This is a genomic window from Succiniclasticum ruminis DSM 9236, from assembly GCF_900112895.1.
Taxonomy (GTDB): Bacteria; Bacillota; Negativicutes; order Acidaminococcales; family Acidaminococcaceae; genus Succiniclasticum; species Succiniclasticum ruminis.
Map to the genome: position 1 here is coordinate 52,349 of NZ_FONL01000003.1, position 19,095 is coordinate 71,443.

The 19,095-nt window shown below is 49.3% G+C and carries 19 protein-coding genes; 17 read left to right on the forward strand and 2 right to left on the reverse strand.

Annotated elements, in window-relative coordinates; translation table 11 throughout:
* The first annotated feature begins 7 nt into the window (after positions 1 to 7).
* The gene (locus BM159_RS03525; protein ID WP_093912893.1) at positions 8 to 1,531 is read left to right on the forward strand and encodes a DUF1538 domain-containing protein; all 1,524 of its coding nucleotides are present in this window, start codon (positions 8 to 10) and stop codon (positions 1,529 to 1,531) included.
* Between the two features lie 13 nt (positions 1,532 to 1,544).
* Complete coding sequence (locus BM159_RS03530; protein ID WP_245763626.1) at positions 1,545 to 2,225, forward strand: P-II family nitrogen regulator; 681 nt, start codon at positions 1,545 to 1,547, stop codon at positions 2,223 to 2,225.
* Positions 2,226 to 2,300: 75 nt separating this feature from the next.
* On the opposite strand, the gene BM159_RS03535 is transcribed toward BM159_RS03530, so the two are convergent.
* Positions 2,301 to 3,326, reverse strand: a complete 1,026-nt coding sequence (locus tag BM159_RS03535; protein WP_177205907.1) for an aldo/keto reductase — start codon at positions 3,324 to 3,326, stop codon at positions 2,301 to 2,303.
* 271 nt (positions 3,327 to 3,597) lie between these two features.
* On the opposite strand from BM159_RS03535, the gene BM159_RS03540 reads away from it, so the two are divergent.
* From BM159_RS03540 to tgt, 8 genes are all read left to right on the forward strand, one after another.
* A complete protein-coding gene (locus BM159_RS03540) occupies positions 3,598 to 4,341 on the forward strand; it encodes a YebC/PmpR family DNA-binding transcriptional regulator (protein ID WP_093730723.1) in 744 nt (247 codons plus the stop codon).
* Positions 4,342 to 4,463: 122 nt separating this feature from the next.
* A complete protein-coding gene (gene ruvC / locus BM159_RS03545; protein ID WP_093912895.1) occupies positions 4,464 to 5,012 on the forward strand; it encodes a crossover junction endodeoxyribonuclease RuvC in 549 nt (182 codons plus the stop codon).
* Positions 5,013 to 5,080: 68 nt separating this feature from the next.
* On the forward strand, positions 5,081 to 5,692 hold the full coding sequence (gene ruvA / locus BM159_RS03550) for a Holliday junction branch migration protein RuvA (protein ID WP_093912896.1): 612 nt from the start codon (positions 5,081 to 5,083) through the stop codon (positions 5,690 to 5,692).
* Positions 5,693 to 5,800: 108 nt separating this feature from the next.
* Complete coding sequence (ruvB, locus tag BM159_RS03555; RefSeq protein WP_093912897.1) at positions 5,801 to 6,844, forward strand: Holliday junction branch migration DNA helicase RuvB; 1,044 nt, start codon at positions 5,801 to 5,803, stop codon at positions 6,842 to 6,844.
* A 113-nt stretch (positions 6,845 to 6,957) separates the two neighbouring features.
* Positions 6,958 to 7,629 carry an epoxyqueuosine reductase QueH gene (locus tag BM159_RS03560; protein ID WP_093912898.1) on the forward strand — a complete coding sequence of 224 codons (672 nt, stop codon included), beginning with the start codon at positions 6,958 to 6,960 and terminating at the stop codon, positions 7,627 to 7,629.
* A gap of 99 nt (positions 7,630 to 7,728) precedes the next feature.
* A complete protein-coding gene (locus tag BM159_RS03565; RefSeq protein WP_177205896.1) occupies positions 7,729 to 9,027 on the forward strand; it encodes a SpoIID/LytB domain-containing protein in 1,299 nt (432 codons plus the stop codon).
* Positions 9,028 to 9,118: 91 nt separating this feature from the next.
* Positions 9,119 to 10,150 (forward strand): tRNA preQ1(34) S-adenosylmethionine ribosyltransferase-isomerase QueA, encoded by a 1,032-nt coding sequence (gene queA / locus BM159_RS03570; protein WP_093912900.1) that lies wholly within the window; start codon positions 9,119 to 9,121, stop codon positions 10,148 to 10,150.
* Between the two features lie 34 nt (positions 10,151 to 10,184).
* Positions 10,185 to 11,324: a tRNA guanosine(34) transglycosylase Tgt gene (gene tgt, locus BM159_RS03575; RefSeq protein WP_093912901.1), complete on the forward strand. Its 1,140-nt coding sequence runs from the start codon at positions 10,185 to 10,187 to the stop codon at positions 11,322 to 11,324.
* Between the two features lie 190 nt (positions 11,325 to 11,514).
* Here tgt and BM159_RS11935 read toward each other — a convergent pair whose 3' ends face one another.
* The gene (locus BM159_RS11935; protein ID WP_177205897.1) at positions 11,515 to 11,655 is read right to left on the reverse strand and encodes a hypothetical protein; all 141 of its coding nucleotides are present in this window, start codon (positions 11,653 to 11,655) and stop codon (positions 11,515 to 11,517) included.
* Positions 11,656 to 11,729: 74 nt separating this feature from the next.
* Between BM159_RS11935 and BM159_RS03580 the strand changes: the two genes are divergently transcribed.
* From BM159_RS03580 to BM159_RS03610, 7 genes are all read left to right on the forward strand, one after another.
* A complete protein-coding gene (locus BM159_RS03580; protein ID WP_093912902.1) occupies positions 11,730 to 12,128 on the forward strand; it encodes a hypothetical protein in 399 nt (132 codons plus the stop codon).
* A 63-nt stretch (positions 12,129 to 12,191) separates the two neighbouring features.
* Entirely contained in the window at positions 12,192 to 13,145 is a 954-nt protein-coding gene (locus tag BM159_RS03585) for a TIM barrel protein (protein ID WP_093912903.1), read from the forward strand.
* Between the two features lie 213 nt (positions 13,146 to 13,358).
* Positions 13,359 to 14,111: a hypothetical protein gene (locus tag BM159_RS03590; RefSeq protein WP_093912904.1), complete on the forward strand. Its 753-nt coding sequence runs from the start codon at positions 13,359 to 13,361 to the stop codon at positions 14,109 to 14,111.
* A gap of 87 nt (positions 14,112 to 14,198) precedes the next feature.
* Entirely contained in the window at positions 14,199 to 14,918 is a 720-nt protein-coding gene (locus BM159_RS03595) for a DUF2939 domain-containing protein (RefSeq protein ID WP_093912905.1), read from the forward strand.
* A 101-nt stretch (positions 14,919 to 15,019) separates the two neighbouring features.
* Positions 15,020 to 16,036 (forward strand): alpha-hydroxy-acid oxidizing protein, encoded by a 1,017-nt coding sequence (locus BM159_RS03600; RefSeq protein ID WP_093912906.1) that lies wholly within the window; start codon positions 15,020 to 15,022, stop codon positions 16,034 to 16,036.
* A gap of 513 nt (positions 16,037 to 16,549) precedes the next feature.
* Positions 16,550 to 17,473, forward strand: a complete 924-nt coding sequence (locus tag BM159_RS03605) for a homoserine O-succinyltransferase (protein ID WP_093912907.1) — start codon at positions 16,550 to 16,552, stop codon at positions 17,471 to 17,473.
* Between the two features lie 136 nt (positions 17,474 to 17,609).
* Entirely contained in the window at positions 17,610 to 18,896 is a 1,287-nt protein-coding gene (locus BM159_RS03610) for an O-acetylhomoserine aminocarboxypropyltransferase/cysteine synthase family protein (RefSeq protein WP_093912908.1), read from the forward strand.
* Positions 18,897 to 19,095 lie beyond the last annotated feature (199 nt).

Consider the following 19,095-nt stretch of genomic DNA (forward strand, 5'->3'; position numbering starts at 1 on the left):
CTCCGTTTTGTTAAAAGACATACTAAAGGAAAAATTCAGTGAAGTCATCCGGGCTATCTTCCCGGTTGTGGCAATCGTTTTGATACTTTCTGTCACAATAGTGCCCATGCCTACCCATGTGGTGATGGTTTTCTTATACAGCTGCATCCTGCTGATGATAGGGATGGTATTCTTTACCATCGGTTCAGAACAGGCTATGGAGCCTATGGGCAATCATGTGGGAACCCGTATTACAAAAACCCGCAAACTGTGGCTGATATTGCCGCTGGGTTTTTTGCTGGGCTTTATGATCACGATTTCTGAACCGGACCTGCAGGTATTGGCTAACCAGGTCCAGTCCATTCCTAACAGAGTGTTGATTTTGTCGGTATCAGGCGGCGTGGCGCTGTTTCTTCTGGCAGCCATGATCCGTATGGTGTTGGGTATTTCACTGCAGCGGATGTTGCTGTTCTTTTATGTCATTGCTTTCATATTGGCATGCTATGCACCGCCGGATTTTCTGGCGGTGGCGTTCGATTCCGGCGGTGTGACCACCGGTCCCATGACGGTGCCGTTTATCATGGCTTTTGGCGTAGGCGTTTCGGCGTTACGGGGCAGCCGCCATTCTTCCCAGGACAGCTTCGGTCTGATAGCCCTCTGTTCCATCGGGCCTATCATCGCCGTACTGCTTCTGAGCCTGATTTTTAAACCGGAAGACGCGACGTTTGAACCGGTTGTGATTCCGAGAGTGCTGCATTCCCTGCAGTTAGGCGGGCTGTTTTTGGCCGAGCTGCCGGATCAGATGCATGAAATTGCCCAGGCAGTTCTGCCCATTGCCATATTTTTCGGTATTTTTCAGCTGGTTTTACTGCATCTTCAAAGGAAGCCGCTGCTCCGCATTCTTCACGGTATTATATGTACCTATATCGGTCTGGTACTGTTCCTGACAGGCGCTAATGTGGGCTTTATCCCGGCAGGATTCGACCTGGGAAGCATTTTGGCCACACTGCCCTATAACTGGATCATTATACCCATCGGCATGCTGATTGGTTACTTTATCATCAAGGCGGAACCGGCAGTGTATGTGCTGATGAAGCAGGTGGAAGATATTACTGCCGGCGCTGTCAGCGGAAAATTACTGCTTCGCAGCCTGTCCATCGGTGTGGCGATTTCGGTAGGCCTGGCCATGGTACGTGTGCTGACAGGAATCCATCTGTTTTATATGCTGATACCGGGGTATCTCATCGCGTTGATACTTACATTTATTGTGCCTCCCGTGTTTACTGCCATCGCCTTCGACTCAGGTGGTGTGGCATCCGGTCCCATGACAGCGACGTTTTTGCTGCCTTTTGCGATAGGAGCCTGTATGACTCAGGGCGGCAATGTTGTGACAGATGCGTTCGGTGTGGTAACTATGGTAGCCATGACACCGTTAGTCACGATCCAGCTGCTGGGAGTTATGTATATGGTAAAAGCACGCAGAACTCCCAAAACCAGCGTCAGCCAGAGTACGCTGGAGAATTTCGGGGACTACGATATTATCGAGTTGTAGGAGGTAGCAGGCTGTGGAAGTCTATTTGATGATAACTATCACAAGCAGGGAGAAGCTGCCTGGCTTTCTTGAATTTTATGATAAGAAGCTGCCGGTGGGGTTTGTTTTGTTAGGTTACGGTACTGCCAAAGATGAGATTCTTGATATGCTGGGGCTGGACCGGTCTGAGAAAGCGGTCTGCCTGAATGTGGTGACAGATGAAGTATGGAAAGAAACCAAAGGGCATTTGCGGAAAAAGCTTTATATTGACGTACCAGATACGGGTATTGCATTCATCGTTCCCATGAGCAGCATCGGCGGCAAACGGGAGCTGGCGTATCTGACGGCAGAACAGAATTTCCGGAAGGGAGAAGAATCCGTAATGAAAGATACAACAATGGAGTTATTGATCATTGTCAGTAACCAGGGGCACAACGACATGGTCATGGACGCGGCCCGTGCGGCCGGGGCCTATGGCGGTACGGTGCTGCATGCCCGGGGCACCGGTGTGAACCGGGCCGAACTTTTCTTCGGCGTGCCGCTGGCTTCGGAAAAGGATGTGACTTTAATCGTTACCCAAAAGAAACAGAAGAATGCAATCATGCAGGCCGTGATGCAAAAGGCCGGCATGGATACGCCGGCCCAGGCCATTCTGTTCTCGCTGCCGGTAACAGATGCAGCAGGACTGCACGCAGTAGAGGAAGATAACGGATAGGGCAGATAATAGTAAAATCCCGTTATGCGGAAGCGCCTGCATAACGGGATAAATATTTATAATGTAAAAGTTGTTTTAATCGTTGTGATGCTCTGCGTAAAACTCGTTATAATCCTTTAACATATACTGCAGCAGGGACGGGGTATCCAATCCGTAAGGGCAACGGCTCTTGCACAGGTCACAGTGTACGCATTCTTCGATTTTCTGCATTTTGGCATACCACTCATCACTCATGAACCGTTTATAGGGTGAGCGGCGTAACAACATGGCCATTCTGGCCGCCTGGGGGATGTCAATACCCACTGTGCAGGGCATACAGTATCCGCAGCTCCGGCAGAAATTCCCCGACAGTTCCTTCCGGTCTTTATCGATAACAGCCTGCAGTTCTTCAGTCATCTGCTGATTAATTTCCGTCAGTTTCAGCCACTGCTCCAATTCCCACTCGTGCTGGATGCCCCAGATGGGAACCACGTTGTCGTGCTCCTGCATGAAAGCGTAACAGGCTGCTGCATTGGTCAGCATACCGCCGGACAGACCTTTCATGGCAATAAAGCCCATGTCGTGCGTTTTGCAGTCTTTTACCAGTTCGACATCTTTATCCGTCGCAAGGTAGCAGAAAGGGAACTGCAGCGTTTCATATAATCCGGAATCAATGGCCTGATGCGCTACTTTCAGCCGGTGATTTGTGATGCCTATATGCCGGATGTAGCCTTTCTTTTTCGCGTCAAGCGCCGCAGCATATGCTCCCTTTTCATCTTCCGGGGAAGGCATGACAGCGGGATTATGGAACTGGAAAAGGTCGATGTAGTCTGTCTGGAGGCGTTTTAAAGAAAGCTCGATATGCTCTGTTACCGTTTTGTAATCCGTGCCGCCGCTTTTGGTGGAAATAATAACGTTCTGGCGGACATCGTGCAGAGCCGCGCCGATTTTTTCTTCGCTGTCGGTATACATATTGGCGGTATCAAAATAATTGATGCCGTTGTCATACGCTTTGCGCAGCAGTTTTTTTGCCGCTTCCAATGAGATGCGCTGGATGGGCAGGCAGCCCATTGCGGTTTTCGTGACCCATAAACCGGTCTTCCCTAATCTGATTTTATTAATGTCCATGATTCCCCTCCCGGTAATTGTTTTCTTTTATAATATTGATATAATCTTTAGCGGTTTTGGGATTCTGATTAAATTATATACGATAATTTCCGATTTGAATATAACTGAATAAAGAAAAATTGTTTCAGCGGGCTTAAATCAGTGAAAATAATAGTAAAGAAATCCGGCAGATGTTAAGAAAATGATTGTCATGAAGGGGAAAATATAGTATAATACGATAGTTAAATTTACTTATCTTATAAGCTGATATATTGGAGGAATTAACATGTCCGGACATTCTAAATGGGCAAATATCAAACACAAAAAAGGCAAAGCAGATGCAGCCAGAGGAAAAATAACCACAAAGATCGGTCGTGAAATCACGATTGCCGTACAGATGGGCGGCCCAGACCCGGTTGGTAATATGCGTCTGAAACTGGCGTTGGCGAAGGCAAAGGCCAATAACATTCCGAAAGATAACATTAAGCGTGCGATTGCCAAAGGCGCCGGTGAAACGAACGGTGCAAAATACGAAGAAATTACGTACGAAGGCTATGGCCCGGCCGGCGTGGCCATCATGTTGGATGTGCTGACTGACAACCGCAACCGTGCGGCGGCAGATATCCGTCATGCATTTACGAAACACGGCGGAAATATGGGTGAAACCGGTTCCGTTGGCTGGATGTTCAAACGCAAAGGTATCTTTACGATTGACAAAGAAGCAGGCTACGATGAAGATGAAGTTATGATGATCGCGCTGGATGCCGGTGCGGAAGATATGAAATCCAATGAAGACAGTTTTGAAATTGTGACCCAGCCGGAAGACTATGACGCCGTAGAAAAAGCGCTGGCCGATAACAATATTGAAACCGTTATGTCGGAAATCACCATGGTCCCGGACACAATGGTCACGCTGTCTGATGAGGATGCCGAAAAAGTCCGTAAAACAATTGATATGTTTGACGATATGGACGACGTACAGGAAGTCTATACCAACGCTGACTTGCCGGATGAAGACGACGAGGAATAAGAAAGAGCAGGCAGGCTTCAAATGAGCCTGCCTTTTTTATATTGTTTCACATTTTCGTCATTTGTACCCTGTATAATAGATTATACTAAGATGCTTTGATGCAGAAGGCTGGAGGAAACAGTATGTTGGCGTTAGGAATTGATCCCGGCACTGCTATCTGCGGTTATGGTGTGGTGGAAATGAAAGGCAGTGTTATGAAGCCGGTGTTTTACGGTTCCATACTGACTGACAAAGACTGGCGTCCGGAAGAGAGGCTGCTGAAGATCCATCAGGATGTTTCTGACATTATTGGCCATTTTCAACCGGAATTTATGTCCATTGAAAAATTGTATTTTAACCGCAACGTCAACACTGCGATACCGGTTGCCCAGGCGCGCGGTGTAGTATTATTGGCCGCTGCCGAGCATAATCTGCCGATTTTGGAGTTTACGCCGATGCAGATAAAAAAATCGGTCACAGGGACCGGCGGGGCGGGAAAAAACCAGATTATCTTTATGGTGCGGCGACTGTTGGGGATTCGTGAAGAAATTAATCCGGACGATACGGCGGACGCGTTGGCTGCCGCGATCTGCGGCCTGAATCAGGCAAGGGTGCTGCAGCTGCAGGCAAAAGGCGGCGCACGAATCGGGGAGATTCTGGAAAAACAGCGGAACCCGCTGAGCAAGAGATGAAAGACAACTGTAATAAATAAACTGTATTATAATTATGGTTTTGATAAACGGCATTTGGAGCGTGTATTATGATTGGTTCAGTAAGAGGAACGGTAGCGTATCAGGCGGCAGAATATTGTCTGATTGAAACGGCGGGTGGTGTCGGATACCGTGTGTTTATGCCGGTGTCCCAGATGCGGACCTTGTCCATGGGACAGGAAGTTCGTGTCCTGACATATACGTCAGTTCGGGAAGATGCAATTCAGTTGTACGGCTTTTTGACACAACAATATTATGATCTGTTTGCGCTTCTGTTAAGCGTAAGCGGCATAGGGCCCAAAGTTGCGATTGGCATTTTAGGAGCGGCAAGGCCGGAAGATTTTTATCTGGCGGTGCAGAGCCGGGATCTTAAAATGCTGACCAAGCTCCCCGGTATCGGAAAGAAAACGGCAGAGCGCATGGTGTTGGAACTGAAGGACAAGATCGGTACACTGGAAAGCGAAGAAAACGACAGAGAATTTGCCGCCGCAGTCAACGGTGAAGGCAAATCGGAAGCAATCAACGAAGCTATGGCTGCACTGGCTGCGTTAGGCTATTCCAATTCGGAAATTTTGCCGGTGTTGCGGAAGATTCCGGACTATGGCACATTAAAACGGGATGAACTGATTCGCAAAGCTTTGCAGATGTTTGCAAAAAAGTAAGAAAAGAGCATCTTCAGTACCTGGTCGATTTTAACAGAATCGACACATGATTGATATTGTAATTTATTATTTTCGTTAATAATTAAGATGAATAAAGGGGATAACGGAATGGAATTTGATGACCGGCTGGTGACATCGGAAGTTATGGAGTCTGATGGGGAACAGTACAGTCTTCGCCCCCGGACGCTGGAAGAATATATCGGGCAGGATAAAGTTAAACAGAATATCTCGGTATTCATTGAAGCGGCGCTGAAACGGAATGAAGCGCTGGATCATGTGCTTCTTTTTGGCCCTCCCGGTCTGGGGAAAACGACACTGGCCAATATTATTGCTAACGAACTGCATGTAAACATGCGTGTTACATCAGGTCCTGCCATTATGCGCCAGGGCGATCTGGCTGCGATTCTCAGTACGCTGTCGGAAGGGGAAGTGTTGTTCATCGATGAGATCCACCGTCTGCCGAAAGCAGTGGAAGAGATACTGTATTCAGCCATGGAAGACTACCAGCTGGATATTGTCATCGGTAAAGGACCGGGTGCCCAGAACGTCCGGCTGCCTCTTCCAAAATTTACACTGATTGGAGCCACCACAAGGCTGGGCTCTCTGGCGGCACCGCTGCGTGACCGTTTTGGGGTGCAGTGCAGACTGGAGTTTTATCAGCCGGAGCAGTTGCGCATTATCGTCAACAAGTCTGCGGAAAAGCTGGATGTAGAGATGACGCCTGAAGGCGCGCTGGAAATCGCCCGCCGTTCACGGGGAACGCCCCGCGTGGCAAACCGCCTTTTGAAACGGGTACGCGACTTTGCCCAGGTTCTGGGACAGGCTGTCATTGATCAGAAGTTGGCTGATGAAGCTCTTTCCCGTCTGGAAGTTGACCGTTACGGTCTGGACCAGAATGACCGGCGTATCCTGCAGACAATTGTCAGGACGTTTGGCGGTGGACCGGTGGGCGTGGATACCATTGCGGCTGCTGTCAGTGAAGAAGCCGGCACCATCGAAGACGTGGTGGAACCGTATCTGATGCAATTAGGTCTGCTGCAGCGCACACCCCGTGGCCGCGTGGCGACCAGGGAAACCTATCGCTATCTGGGAATTCCCTACCCGGAGGATGCAAGTGGCAAGCCAAAGGTCGAACAACCGTCTCTGCTGTAAAATGAGCTGATTTATGTGAGGAAGGAAAACAGGCGATAGTTTCCCGACAGAAATGTGGAAAAATAAATCAGCGTCTCCCTTGATGATTACTGTGTATTGAGAAAGATAGAACGATGAAATTATTATTACATGCCTGCTGCGGTCCCTGTGCCTGTTATCCGACAAAAATACTGAGGTCGCAGGACGTAGATTTTACGCTGCTGTATTATAATCCGAATATTCATCCCTATAAAGAATTTAAACACCGATTGGCTGCATTACGGGAGCTGGCGGAAAAACAGGATTACCGACTGATCATTGATAAGACCTATCCGCTGGAAGAATGTGTGAAAGGGATGCTGGAGGAACCGGTCGTCCGCTGTGCGTTCTGCTACCGGATGCGGCTGCGGTATGCGGCAAAATATGCGGCAGACAACGGGTTTACCGCATTCTCTACAACGTTGCTGTACAGTCCGTATCAGAAGCATGAACTGATTGTGCAGATGGCGAAAGCAGCAGCGGAAGAATTTGGTGTGGAATTTTATTATCAGGATTGGCGACCTCATTATCAGGAAGGCGTGGATATCAGCCTGGCTTTGGGATTGTACCGCCAGCCCTATTGCGGTTGTGTGTTCAGCGAACGGGACCGCTATATGGAATGGAAAAAAACCAAAACCGAAGCGGGATCTGCTCAGGCTTCCAATTACATTGATACAAGTGCTGCTGAACCGGAAAACAAACCTTTTGTCCGCATAAACAAAAACATTATTCAGCTTGCGAAAAAAGACACGATACTGTTCAAATGATGTTATACATGCTTTCAAGTTGTGTTGCAGGTAAACGGTATGATGAAACATGCTGCTGAAAAATATTTCAGAAAGATTATAGTTATAGCAATTTTCTGGTTGACTGTACTTTTTACAGTTCCGGTCCGCGCATCATCCGTGATTGATGTGGGCCTGACCGTTTCCCAATTCTCTGCGGAACTGGTTGCGCCCTCCCCGTTTGTTGCTACAGAACCGGACGGGACGAAAGCGACGCTGAACAAAGGCAAATACTTTATTGCGGCTGATAAGGGAAAAATTAAACTGGCAGGCAGGCAGCTTGCCAGCGGAACCGTTTTGGAAATTGCAGAACAGGAAGATAAAAACGAAACTCCCGCCGGCCGTCCTCCCCGGCATTTTACCGTGAACCGCCAGGAGTACCGGGGAACGCTGAAAATCTATCTGACAAACGATGGAAAGAGCTTAACCGTTGTAAACCGGGTGCCCATGGAGTTTTATGTGAATTCTGTGCTGGGACCTAAGTCTTCTCCTATCTGGCCGGATGAAGCAATTAAAGCGCAGGCGGTGGCAGTCCGCAGTCTGGGCTGGTATTATAAGCATCATCCGGAAAGCAATTTGTTTGACGTCCGGGCGGTGGAACCGGATGCTTTTTATGGCGGCATTCGCAACGAGAATAAGAATGTAACCAAGGTGGCAGCCAGGACCACCGGCCAGGTTTTATATTTTAAAGGCAGCCCTGCAATGACTTATACCTGTGAAAGCAGCGGTGGCAGAACAGTGAGCGCTTCAGAAATCCTGCAGAAAGATATTCCGTATTTACAGGCAGTGGAAGACTATGATACGGACTGTCCCAGTTTCACCTGGGAAAAAAAGATACAGGCTGTGACTATCAGCCGGCTTCTTGAACAGGGCGGACATAAGATTGGACGGTTACGGGGATACCGTGTATCTGACAGTGAAAAGCCGGATCAGAAAGACCGCTATCCCAGCGGCAGGGTTAAGACGATTTACTGGCAGGGAGAACTGGGCAGCGTAACCATGGCCGGTCAGGAGCTGGCGGATATGCTGGCCCTGAGCAGTAACTGGTTTGATGTGTATATTACCGACCCGGTGCCGCAAAGGCTGGATGTGCCGATTGAAAACGGTTATGGCATAGAAGTCGGGAAAAAGCAGATTCCCATAGAAATTAAGGGCCGTGAAAAACAATCGTGGCAGTCTGCTATTCCCGGATATCACTTTTTAGAAGGAACCGCGGAAGAAACCATTTTGTTTAAAGGAAAAGGGATCGGCCGCGGTCTGGGTCTGTCTAAGTGGGGAGCTAAAGGCATGGCTGACGCAGCGCCGGAAAACACGGAGGATTATTATAAAACCATTTTGCAACATTATTATCCGGGGACTGAACTGGTCTCTGCGTACTAATAGCATATTAAGAATAGGAATTGCCTGCCGGTACGTTGTTGCGTAAACGGGTTTGTGCAATGTTTCCTGTACAAAGAAAAGAGACTTACCGATGAAAGTTACTGATTTTGATTATGATTTGCCCAAAGAACGGATCGCCCAGCATCCGATGGAACCGAGGGATCACAGCCGGCTGCTGGTGGTAGATAAGAATACCGGCGTCATGGAACACCGGCATTTTTATGATTTGCCCGAATATCTTCGCCCCGGCGATGTACTGGTGTTTAACGATACCCGCGTCATCCCGGCCCGCCTGTACGGGTTTAAGGATACCGGGGCCCATGTAGAAGTGTTCCTGCTGACCCGTCTTAACAATACGGACTGGGAAGTGCTGGTCCGTCCGGGGAAGAAGCTGCAGGTTGGAGCCCATATAAAATTTGCGGAAGAATTATCCGGAACGATCATCGACCATACGGATTTTGGCGGGCGCATCATCCGTTTTGCGTTTGAGGGCGTATTTGAAGAAATACTGGACCGGCTGGGAGAGGTTCCGCTGCCGCCTTATATCACAGCGGAACTGGAAGATAAGGAACGGTACCAGACCGTATATAACCGGGACCCGGGGTCTGCCGCAGCGCCCACTGCAGGGTTGCACTTTACGAAAGAACTGCTGCAGAAAATCAAGGACATGGGCTGTGAGGAAGTGTTTGTCACCCTTAATGTAGGGCTGGGAACTTTCCGGCCGGTTACGGAGGAAAACATTGAAGACCATCCCATGCACAGGGAATTCTACAGCGTGACCCCGGAAGCCGCGGCTGCCATCAACAGGGCGAAGGCGGAAGGCCGCCGGATCGTTGCGGTGGGGACGACAGCGGTGCGCACGTTGGAATCTGCGGGCGCTACGGGAGAAGTAAAAGCCGGCAGCAGCTGGACGCAGATTTACATTTATCCCGGCTTCCAATGGCATATTGTGGACGCGCTGGTAACGAATTTCCATCTGCCCCAGAGCACGCTGCTGATGCTGGTATCTTCCCTGTCTTCCAGGGAAGTGATGCTACACACCTATGCGGAGGCAGTGAAACGGGAATACCGTTTCTTCTCTTTTGGCGATGCCATGTTTATTACAGACCTGGAACACAAATAATCTTTTGTAGTGTTTTGTATTGTTAGGAGATTTCATGCACGCAGTTACTTATGAACTGATTAAAGAAGCAAAACAGGGAAAGGCCCGGCGGGGTCGTCTGCATACGCCTCACGGAACCTTTGAGACGCCTATGTTCATGCCGGTGGGAACCCAGGCAACCGTAAAGACACTGTCCCCGGAAGAACTATACGATATGGAAAGCCAGGTGATTCTGGCCAATACGTACCATCTGTTTTTACGTCCCGGCAGCGGGCTCGTAAAAAAGGCCGGCGGTCTGCATAAGTTTATGAATTACAACCGTGGCATGCTGACCGACAGCGGCGGATTCCAGGTATTCAGCCTGGGCGAAATGCGGAAAATCACGGAAGAAGGCGTCATGTTCCGTTCCCATATTGACGGCAGCAAACAGTTTTTATCCCCGGAAGTTTCTGTGCGGGTACAGGAAGAACTGGGAGCTGATATTGCCATGGCTTTTGATGAATGCATTCCCTATCCGTCGGATTTTAATTATACAAAAAAGTCAACAGAACGGACCACGCGCTGGGCGGAACGTTGCCTGAAAGCCCATACCCGTCCGGACCAGGCGCTGTTCGGTATCGTGCAGGGCGGCATGTTTCCGGAACTGCGGAAGATGAGCGCAGAATCGTTATTGGAAATGGATTTTGCGGGCTACGGCATCGGCGGACTTTCAGTAGGGGAGCCCAAACCCGTTATGTATGATATGCTGGACCAGACCACAGACTGGATGGATAAACAGAAGGCCCGGTATCTGATGGGTGTGGGAACACCCGACTGTATTGTGGAAGGCGTAAACCTGGGTGTTGATATGTACGACTGCGTGTTCCCGACCCGGGTGGCCCGGAACGGCACAGCCATGACAGCCAGGGGTCGGCTGGTGATCCGCAACGCTGTGTATGCGGAAGACTTCCGGCCTATCGACGAACACTGTAACTGTTACACCTGCCGCAATTTCTCCCGGGCATATATCCGTCATCTGTTTAAAGCGGAAGAGACATTCGGGCTGCGTCTGCTGTCCATTCACAACCTTCATTTCCTTTTGGATTTTGCCAAAAAGATACGGGACGCCATTGAACAGGACCGTTTTGCGGAATTCCGGAAAGAGTTCTGGAACAACTGGGAGGAAAAGGACAAGCGACCTGAAGATTTGAACTGAAAGACATGCTGCTGCAGCGAATGAAAAATGTTGGTAAAGAAAAACTGTAAGAGTAAGTTTTCCTCTTACAGTTTTTTTAATTTTCAATAATAATTATCAATAGCATTGTAAAAAAGTCATTTCCCTGAATTCAAAACAGATGGCATAACTTCTGAAATGCAATTGACATTTTTGTAAAATAATTGTATTATTAAAATGAACTTAAAACAGTAATAGTTACTAATAAAATCGCTTTTTTAACAAGCTGTGCTTGAAGATGCGTGACACTGAAACGTTCGCCGGAACTGCCGGCATATTTTTCGTTTTCTAAACCCGCTTCTTCCTCTCTCACAGGTACATGCTTCCTTCGTTTATCAGAGACTGATTTAGTAGTCATCAATGGTTTTGTTGAGGAGGTAATGTAACATGTCCGCTATTGCACCGATTTCTATGCAGGAAGTAAGCGAAAAGGTTTTGCTGGCACGTAAGGGCCGTCTGGAAGAAGACGCGCAGTTTGTGGTAAACCCGAGGCTGTGCTCTACAGAGTTTGTTCCTCTGGAAGAGCGTATGGCCGGCGAAAAACCGGAGATTGCCGCTTGTCTTGCGAAACTGAAAGAAAAGGTCGGCAGTGAAACGTTTGCCAAACGCTTTAACGTCTTACAGAACATCAACCGTTCCGGAAAAAATCTGTTGATCGTTTCCGGCAACGAAAGGCTTCGCACCCTGTTGCTGAAAGAACACCTGCATGACATTATGGAAGCGTTTTCCGTGGATAATGTCAGGATTGTCGGCGGGGCAGGCTTTGGCGGGATAGACGCATTTTAAAACATTCCCGGTACTGTTTCCGCGCGTGCGGGGACAGGCCGGGTTTTCTTTGGAGAGATAACTGTGAAACAGCTGTTTAATTATTCTACGGTTCCGGGATATGAAGAAGCCATCCGGCGCACCGGCAAGTCGCTGGAGGATTTTCTGGCTATGCTGGGGCTGGATGGGATCGAGCTTCTGGTATACCGGAGCGAACCGTACATGCGTCCCTTTGACAATGTTGCGGTAGGCGCCCACCTGCGTTCCTGGTCCTGCTGGTATGATCTGTGGAAGAATAATAAGGACCGCCTTTACCAGATCTTCCGGAGCGACGAAGCGTTGCGGGATTATTACGGCGGTACCCAGAAACGGGCCTGGCTGCTGCAGATCAAGCGGAACATCCAGGCGGCCCTGATTGAAAAACCGGAGTATCTGGTGTACCGGGTAGAGGAAGTTTCCCCGGCGGAGCAATACTCCTGGAATTTCGATCACACTAACGCAGAAGTTATGAAAATGGCGGCCCGGGTCTTTAACCGGGTCAGCGACCAGGTCCCTGCGGATACGAAAGTGCTGTTTGAGAATTCCTGGTGGCCGGGGCTGACGCTGCAGAATGCAAAGCAGACGGGAGAATTCCTGGAAAAAATAAAATTCGATAATATCGGGCTGATGCTGGATACGGGGCATCTGCTGAATACCAATCCGGATCTGCAGAGCGAGCGGGAAGGCATCGATTACATCTGTCAAATCCTAAAAAATTTGGGCGAACTCCGGTATTACATCAAAGGAGTGCATCTGAGCTGTTCCCTGTCGGGGGAATATCAGCGGCAGTCGCCCCGGATGATTCCCTCGCTGGAAAACGATGCCCGGCTGTTAAGCCATGTCTGTAATATTGACCAGCATAGGCCTTTTACCGATCCGGCTGTATTAAAGATTTTTGAGCTGATTGAACCGGATTATGTAGTGCATGTGTTGTATTACGATGATTTTAACCAGCTGGCGCGACAGATTACAGAGCAAAAACAGTTGTTGAATGCATAGTGTGGAAAAGGAAAACCGGTACAGGATTGAGCGATGCAATTCTGTACCGGTGTTTTAATTTTGTTTCGTCATGTCTTATCCGGCAGATGAGCGGCGTCGAGGTTTCTTTTTCGGAATTTTTCAAGGCGCTGGGAAATGTGATATAATTATTTTAAAATAGTAAGCTAACAAATTGAACTAACAGATAAATATGTGTTGAAACAGGAGGGAAAAATGAAAAAAATTGTACTGCTGCTTCTTTCTCTTTTAATGCTGGTCAACAGTGCTACGGTTTTCGCAAAATGGAGCGACCGGGACATTGTGGAACGGATCCGCACCGTGGGCAATACGCCTGCTGCCCAGAAAAAGGCAGATAAAATATTCAGTGAACGCCTGAAGGAAGCAGAAGCAAAGCGTGCCAGGGAGAGAGCAGAAGCAGAACAGGGATACCGTACGGTGAGCCGCAGGCCGGTAGTTGCCATCGTGTACGAAAACAATGCCAAAACAAAATACGACAATACCATTGACAAAAAGCTGTTTGAATATCTGGATGCCGCCCTGCCGGTCAGAACCTACGAACTGATTGACGGCAGAGACTACAAGGCGCAACTGGCGGAAAACGGTATTGAAGATATCGCGGACGCGGAACGGGCGGATATCGTGGACATATTGGCAGGCAGCGGGGTAGATTATTTTCTGTATCTGGGTATAAATCCGGTGCAGGTCAAGGACAAGGGAAGCCTGTTCGCAGCAGGTAAAATCGCCAACACATCCCTGCCATTCAGAATCATTGACATTAACAACAACAAATATATTTATACGAAGACCTATACGGAATCGGCAAAAACCATGTCTGCCATCGGAGGTGTCGGCAGTAAGTCCGTTACACTGGAAATTATGACAAGGGTGGGCAAACAAATCCAGGCGGCCATTGAAAGCCGGCTTCCGAAGACTATCTCATATACGGAACAGATTGTGCGCGAGTAGAAGGAGATAATTTGTTCCGGCTGGTGTGGCATAGAATTACTTTCAAATTGTGCCGCGAAGCAGGCGCTTAAAGAGGAGGTTGCTTGTATGTCTGGGTTTTTAAAGAAAATCGGTTTGGGAATACTGGCAGTTGTAATACTGGGGCTGGCGTTCTTTTTCTTTTATGTTGCCAAAACACCCCAGTACTCACTGTATCTTATCCATAAAGCCGTGCAGAGTCACGATACCGTTTCCTTTGAGCAGCATGTAGATCTGGACAATATTTACAGCAAAGGCATTGACGATCTGATTGCGTCGGGACTGAAAGGGAAGAAGAGCATCGGGGCCGATCCGTTTTCCGCCAGCATAATCAAACTGGTGAAACCGACGGTGGTCAAAGCCATAAAAGATGCCACGCTGGAGTCTGTAATGCGGGAAAGGCCGAAGGATAACGTTCCGGCCGTGTCGAAGGAAAACGGGCAGACCGCGCAAAATGAAAATGTCTTAAAAAAGAAGAACAGGAAAGAGGATGCAATCCCCCTTGTAAAGAAGCTGAAGGAGAGAGTTGACGTCTCTAATTTAATAATCAAAGATGCGTCGATTACGCAAAAAGACAGTAATACAGCGGATGTTTCCGCGCTTTTGCACAATAACAAACTGAATAAGGATTTCAATATTAATTTCCGTATGGACAAGCTTGCCAACGGGGAGTGGCAGATAAAGGAAATCACGAACTTTGTCGAGTTGCTGACAAAAGTGGAAGAGGCCACCAAACAGGCTGCCAGAGAAACAGTGAATGAAACGGTGCAGGAAAAGAAAAAACAGTAGATGCAACGTTTACTGCAATAAGATATTTTTGTAAAGACAGGCCATATTATAAAGGCAGGCGAACGAATTTTTGTTGTAATAAAAGTGAAAGGGGAAACATCATGGACTATGCTGAACTGATGGAACTGGCCCGTCCCAGACTGGGAAAGGACTGCAAAGGATGCCTGATTTGCAACGGGCGTGCCTGCGGGAATAAGATGCCGGGGCCGGGCGCGAAGGGCATTGGCGATACGGCGATTCGCAACTATGAAAAATGGAAAGAAATCCGTATCAATATGGACACGCTGGTGGAACGGAAACCCGTGGACATGAGTCTGGACTTTTTCGGTAAACGCCTGAAATACCCAATCATCGCCGGACCGGTCGGGTTAGTTGCTGTGCATTACAGTGATGCCTATACGGATAACACATATAATGACGAGCTGGTTTCCGGCTGTGCCGCGGAAGGAATCGTAGCCATGACCGGTGACGGAGCCGATGCCACGGTGATGCAGTCGGCCTGCGCGGCCATAAAAAAGACCGGCGGCATGGGGATTCCTACGGTGAAACCCTGGGGGCCGGAAACATTGCAGGAAAAGTTTGCTCTGGTAAAGGAAAGCGGCGCGTTTGCCTGCGCCATGGACGTGGACGGGGCAGGACTGCCCTTCCTGAAAAAGCTGAATACATCGGCGGGCTCCAAATCCCGGGAAGAACTGGCTGAAATTATCCGCAATGCCGGTCTGCCTTTTATTGTGAAGGGAATCATGACGGTAAAAGGCGCTTTAAAAGCAAAAGAGGCTGGCGCTTCTGCCATTGTGGTATCCAACCACGGCGGCAGGGTGCTGGATCAGTGTCCTGCCACTGCAGAGGTGCTGCCGGAAATTGTTGACGCGGTACAGGGTGAAATGAAGATCCTGGTGGATGGCGGTATCCGCTCGGGCGTCGATATTTTCAAAGCCCTGGCCATCGGGGCGGACGCAGTCATCATTGCCCGCCCGTATGTGACGGCGGTATATGGCGCCGGCGCGGAAGGAATCCATGTACTGACTCAAAAACTGGCGGCAGAACTGGAAGACACGATGGAAATGTGCGGCGCCCATACTCTGGCGGAAATTACGCGGGATATGGTGAGATTGTAAACCTCATTGCATAGGAACACTTTTCGTGAGTTTTCTGTAACATTCGAAACAGTTGTGCCAAAATAATAATATTTTTTCAAAAAAGTTGAATTTTTATTTGACATTGTTCGTTTCCTCTGCTATTTTTAATCACAAGTTAAATACTATGATTTGGCTGTGAAGAGAAGAGTACGCAGAGGAAACTGCCACAGAGAGCTTTCATTCCGGTGCAAGAAAGCGCAGGGAACTTTGCCGAAGATGGCCTTGGAGCTGACTGGTCGAAGTAATTGAGACCGTCCGGGCGCACCCGTTACAGTGCTGGGGTATTCAAGGAGAAGTCCCGCGTACCCGAGAAGCTGGTCTTGTAATTTTTACAATTGCTGCTCGTGGTATGAGGATAACATCCCGCGTACCCGAGGAGGCCGGATGTGTGAGCATCCGGTAAATATGGGTGGTAACACGATGCTTTCGTCCCATTGGGGCGGAAGCATTTTTTAGTTTCAGGCAGTTCACAACCACAGGGAGGAGTTATGTATGCCGGTGAAAATCACAAATGAGTTGTCTGCAGTGGAAAATCTGCAAAAAGAAGGAATTATAGCCATCACAGAGCAGCGGGCCGTGACCCAGGATATCCGCCCGCTGAAGATCCTGATCCTGAACCTGATGCCCCTGAAGAAGCCCACCGAACTGCAGTTGCTGCGGCTGCTGGGCAACAGCCCGCTCCAGATTGAAGTGGACTTTGCCCGTACAGTGTCCCGGGAAACTACCCACACGGATAATACCTATCTGGACAAAGCGTATCTGGAGTTCGCGGACATCAAAGACCGGTACTACGATGGGTTTATCATCACGGGGGCGCCGGTGGAATGCTTCGAGTTTGAAGAGGTGGAATACTGGCAGGAACTGGTGGATTACATCCAGTGGGCCCAAAGCCACGTGTTCTCTGTACTCTCCCTCTGCTGGGCCGCCCAGGCCGTGCTGTATTATCATTACGGCGTTCAAAAGCATGTGCTGCCCCGCAAACTGTCCGGCATTTATCCTTACGGGCTGACGGTGAAGTATCATCCGCTGTTGCGGGGCTTCGACGACCGTTACTTTATTCCCCAGTCCCGCCACACGGACATCGACCATCAGGCAGTGGACGCCACGCCGGATCTGAAAGTGCTTTCCCGCTCGCTGGAACGGGGCATCAACATCTGTTGTACGGAGGACATGCGCCGGGTCTTTGTACTGGGGCACTTCGAATACGACAGGGAAACCCTGGCCACCGAGTACATCCGGGATAAGAAGAAGGGTATGGACCCGGACCTTCCGGAATATTACTATCCGGACAACGACAGCACTGAGCAGCCGGTGTTCAAGTGGTGCAGCTACGCCCACCTGTTTTACGGAAACTGGCTGAACATGGTCTATCAGGAAACGCCTTATGATTTGCTGACACTGAAGAAAAGGGAATAAGGCGGAACAAACAAAGCCGTTTTGCAATTCAGCAAGACGCGCGTGAGCAGTTCTGAAAGGAAATAAACAATTACTGGTTAACTTCTGCAATCCCATTGCAGGCAAAAATAATAATTATAAAAAAGGAGAGAACATCATGGCAAACTATAAATTTGAAACATTGCAGTTACACGTTGGACAGGAACAGGCAGACCCGGCAACGGATTCCAGGGCGGTGCCGATTTACCAGACGACTTCCTATGTATTCCACAACAGTCAGCACGCGGCGGACCGCTTCGGTCTGAAGGATGCCGGCAATATCTATGGACGCCTGACCAATTCCACCCAGGACGTGCTGGAAAAACGGCTGGCAGCACTGGAAGGCGGTAGCGCGGCACTGGCCCTGGCCTCCGGCGCGGCAGCGGTGACTTACGCTGTGCAGGCGCTGGCAGCGAACGGCGGTCACATTGTGGCCCAGAAAACCATCTACGGCGGCAGCTTTAACCTGCTGGAACACACGCTGCCTGCGTACGGCATCAAAACGACTTTTGTGGACGCACATAACCTGAACGAAATAGAAAATGCCATTCAGGAAAACACCCGGGCTATTTATCTGGAAACTCTGGGCAATCCCAACAGCGATATTCCCGACATTGATGCCGTGGCGGAAATTGCCCATAAACACGGCCTGCCGCTGGTTATCGACAACACCTTCGGCACCCCGTATCTGATCCGTCCTATTGAACACGGCGCGGACGTGGTAATCCATTCCGCTACAAAGTTTATCGGCGGTCACGGCACCACATTAGGCGGCATTATCGTGGACGGGGGGAAGTTTGACTGGAAGAAGAGCGGCAAGTTCCCCAACATCGCGGACCCGAATCCCAGTTATCACGGCGTGTCTTTCTATGATGCCGTAGGCCCCGCTGCCTTCGTAACCTATATCCGCGCCATCCTGTTGCGGGACACCGGCGCCTGCATTTCACCCTTCAACGCCTTCCTTTTATTACAGGGAGTGGAAACCCTGTCGCTGCGGTTGGAGCGCCATGCGGAAAATACGAAAAAGGTCGTGGAATATCTAAGCGCGCACCCGCTGGTGGAAAGCGTAAGCCATCCGTCCCTGCCCGGACATCCGGACCACGCATTGTATGAAAAGTACTTCCCCAACGGCGGCGCCTCCATCTTCACTTTTGAAATCAAAGGCGGACAGGAAGCTGCCTGGAAGTTTATCGACAGCCTGAAGATTTTCTCCCTGCTGGCCAACGTGGCGGACGTGAAGAGCCTGGTAATCCATCCGGCTTCCACCACTCATTCCCAGCTGACGGAAACGGAACTGAAAGACCAGGGCATTTCGCCCAGCACCATCCGCCTTTCCATCGGCACGGAACACATCGACGACATCATCGCGGACCTGGAAAACGGGTTTGTGGCGATGCAGAAATAAACAGAGGAACAGGAAAACAGCGTCTGCATAAGGAGACGCTGTTTTCTGTAGCAGGGGGTTAATAAACATTTTTGCGTGCATATTGGTTTTATTCGTTGCACATCGGAAATTTCCCTAAATTCCTATTGACATAGTATGAAATAAGTGCTATAACTATGTTTGAGAAGAAAAGAGCACGGATTCGTTTACCGGCGCTTCC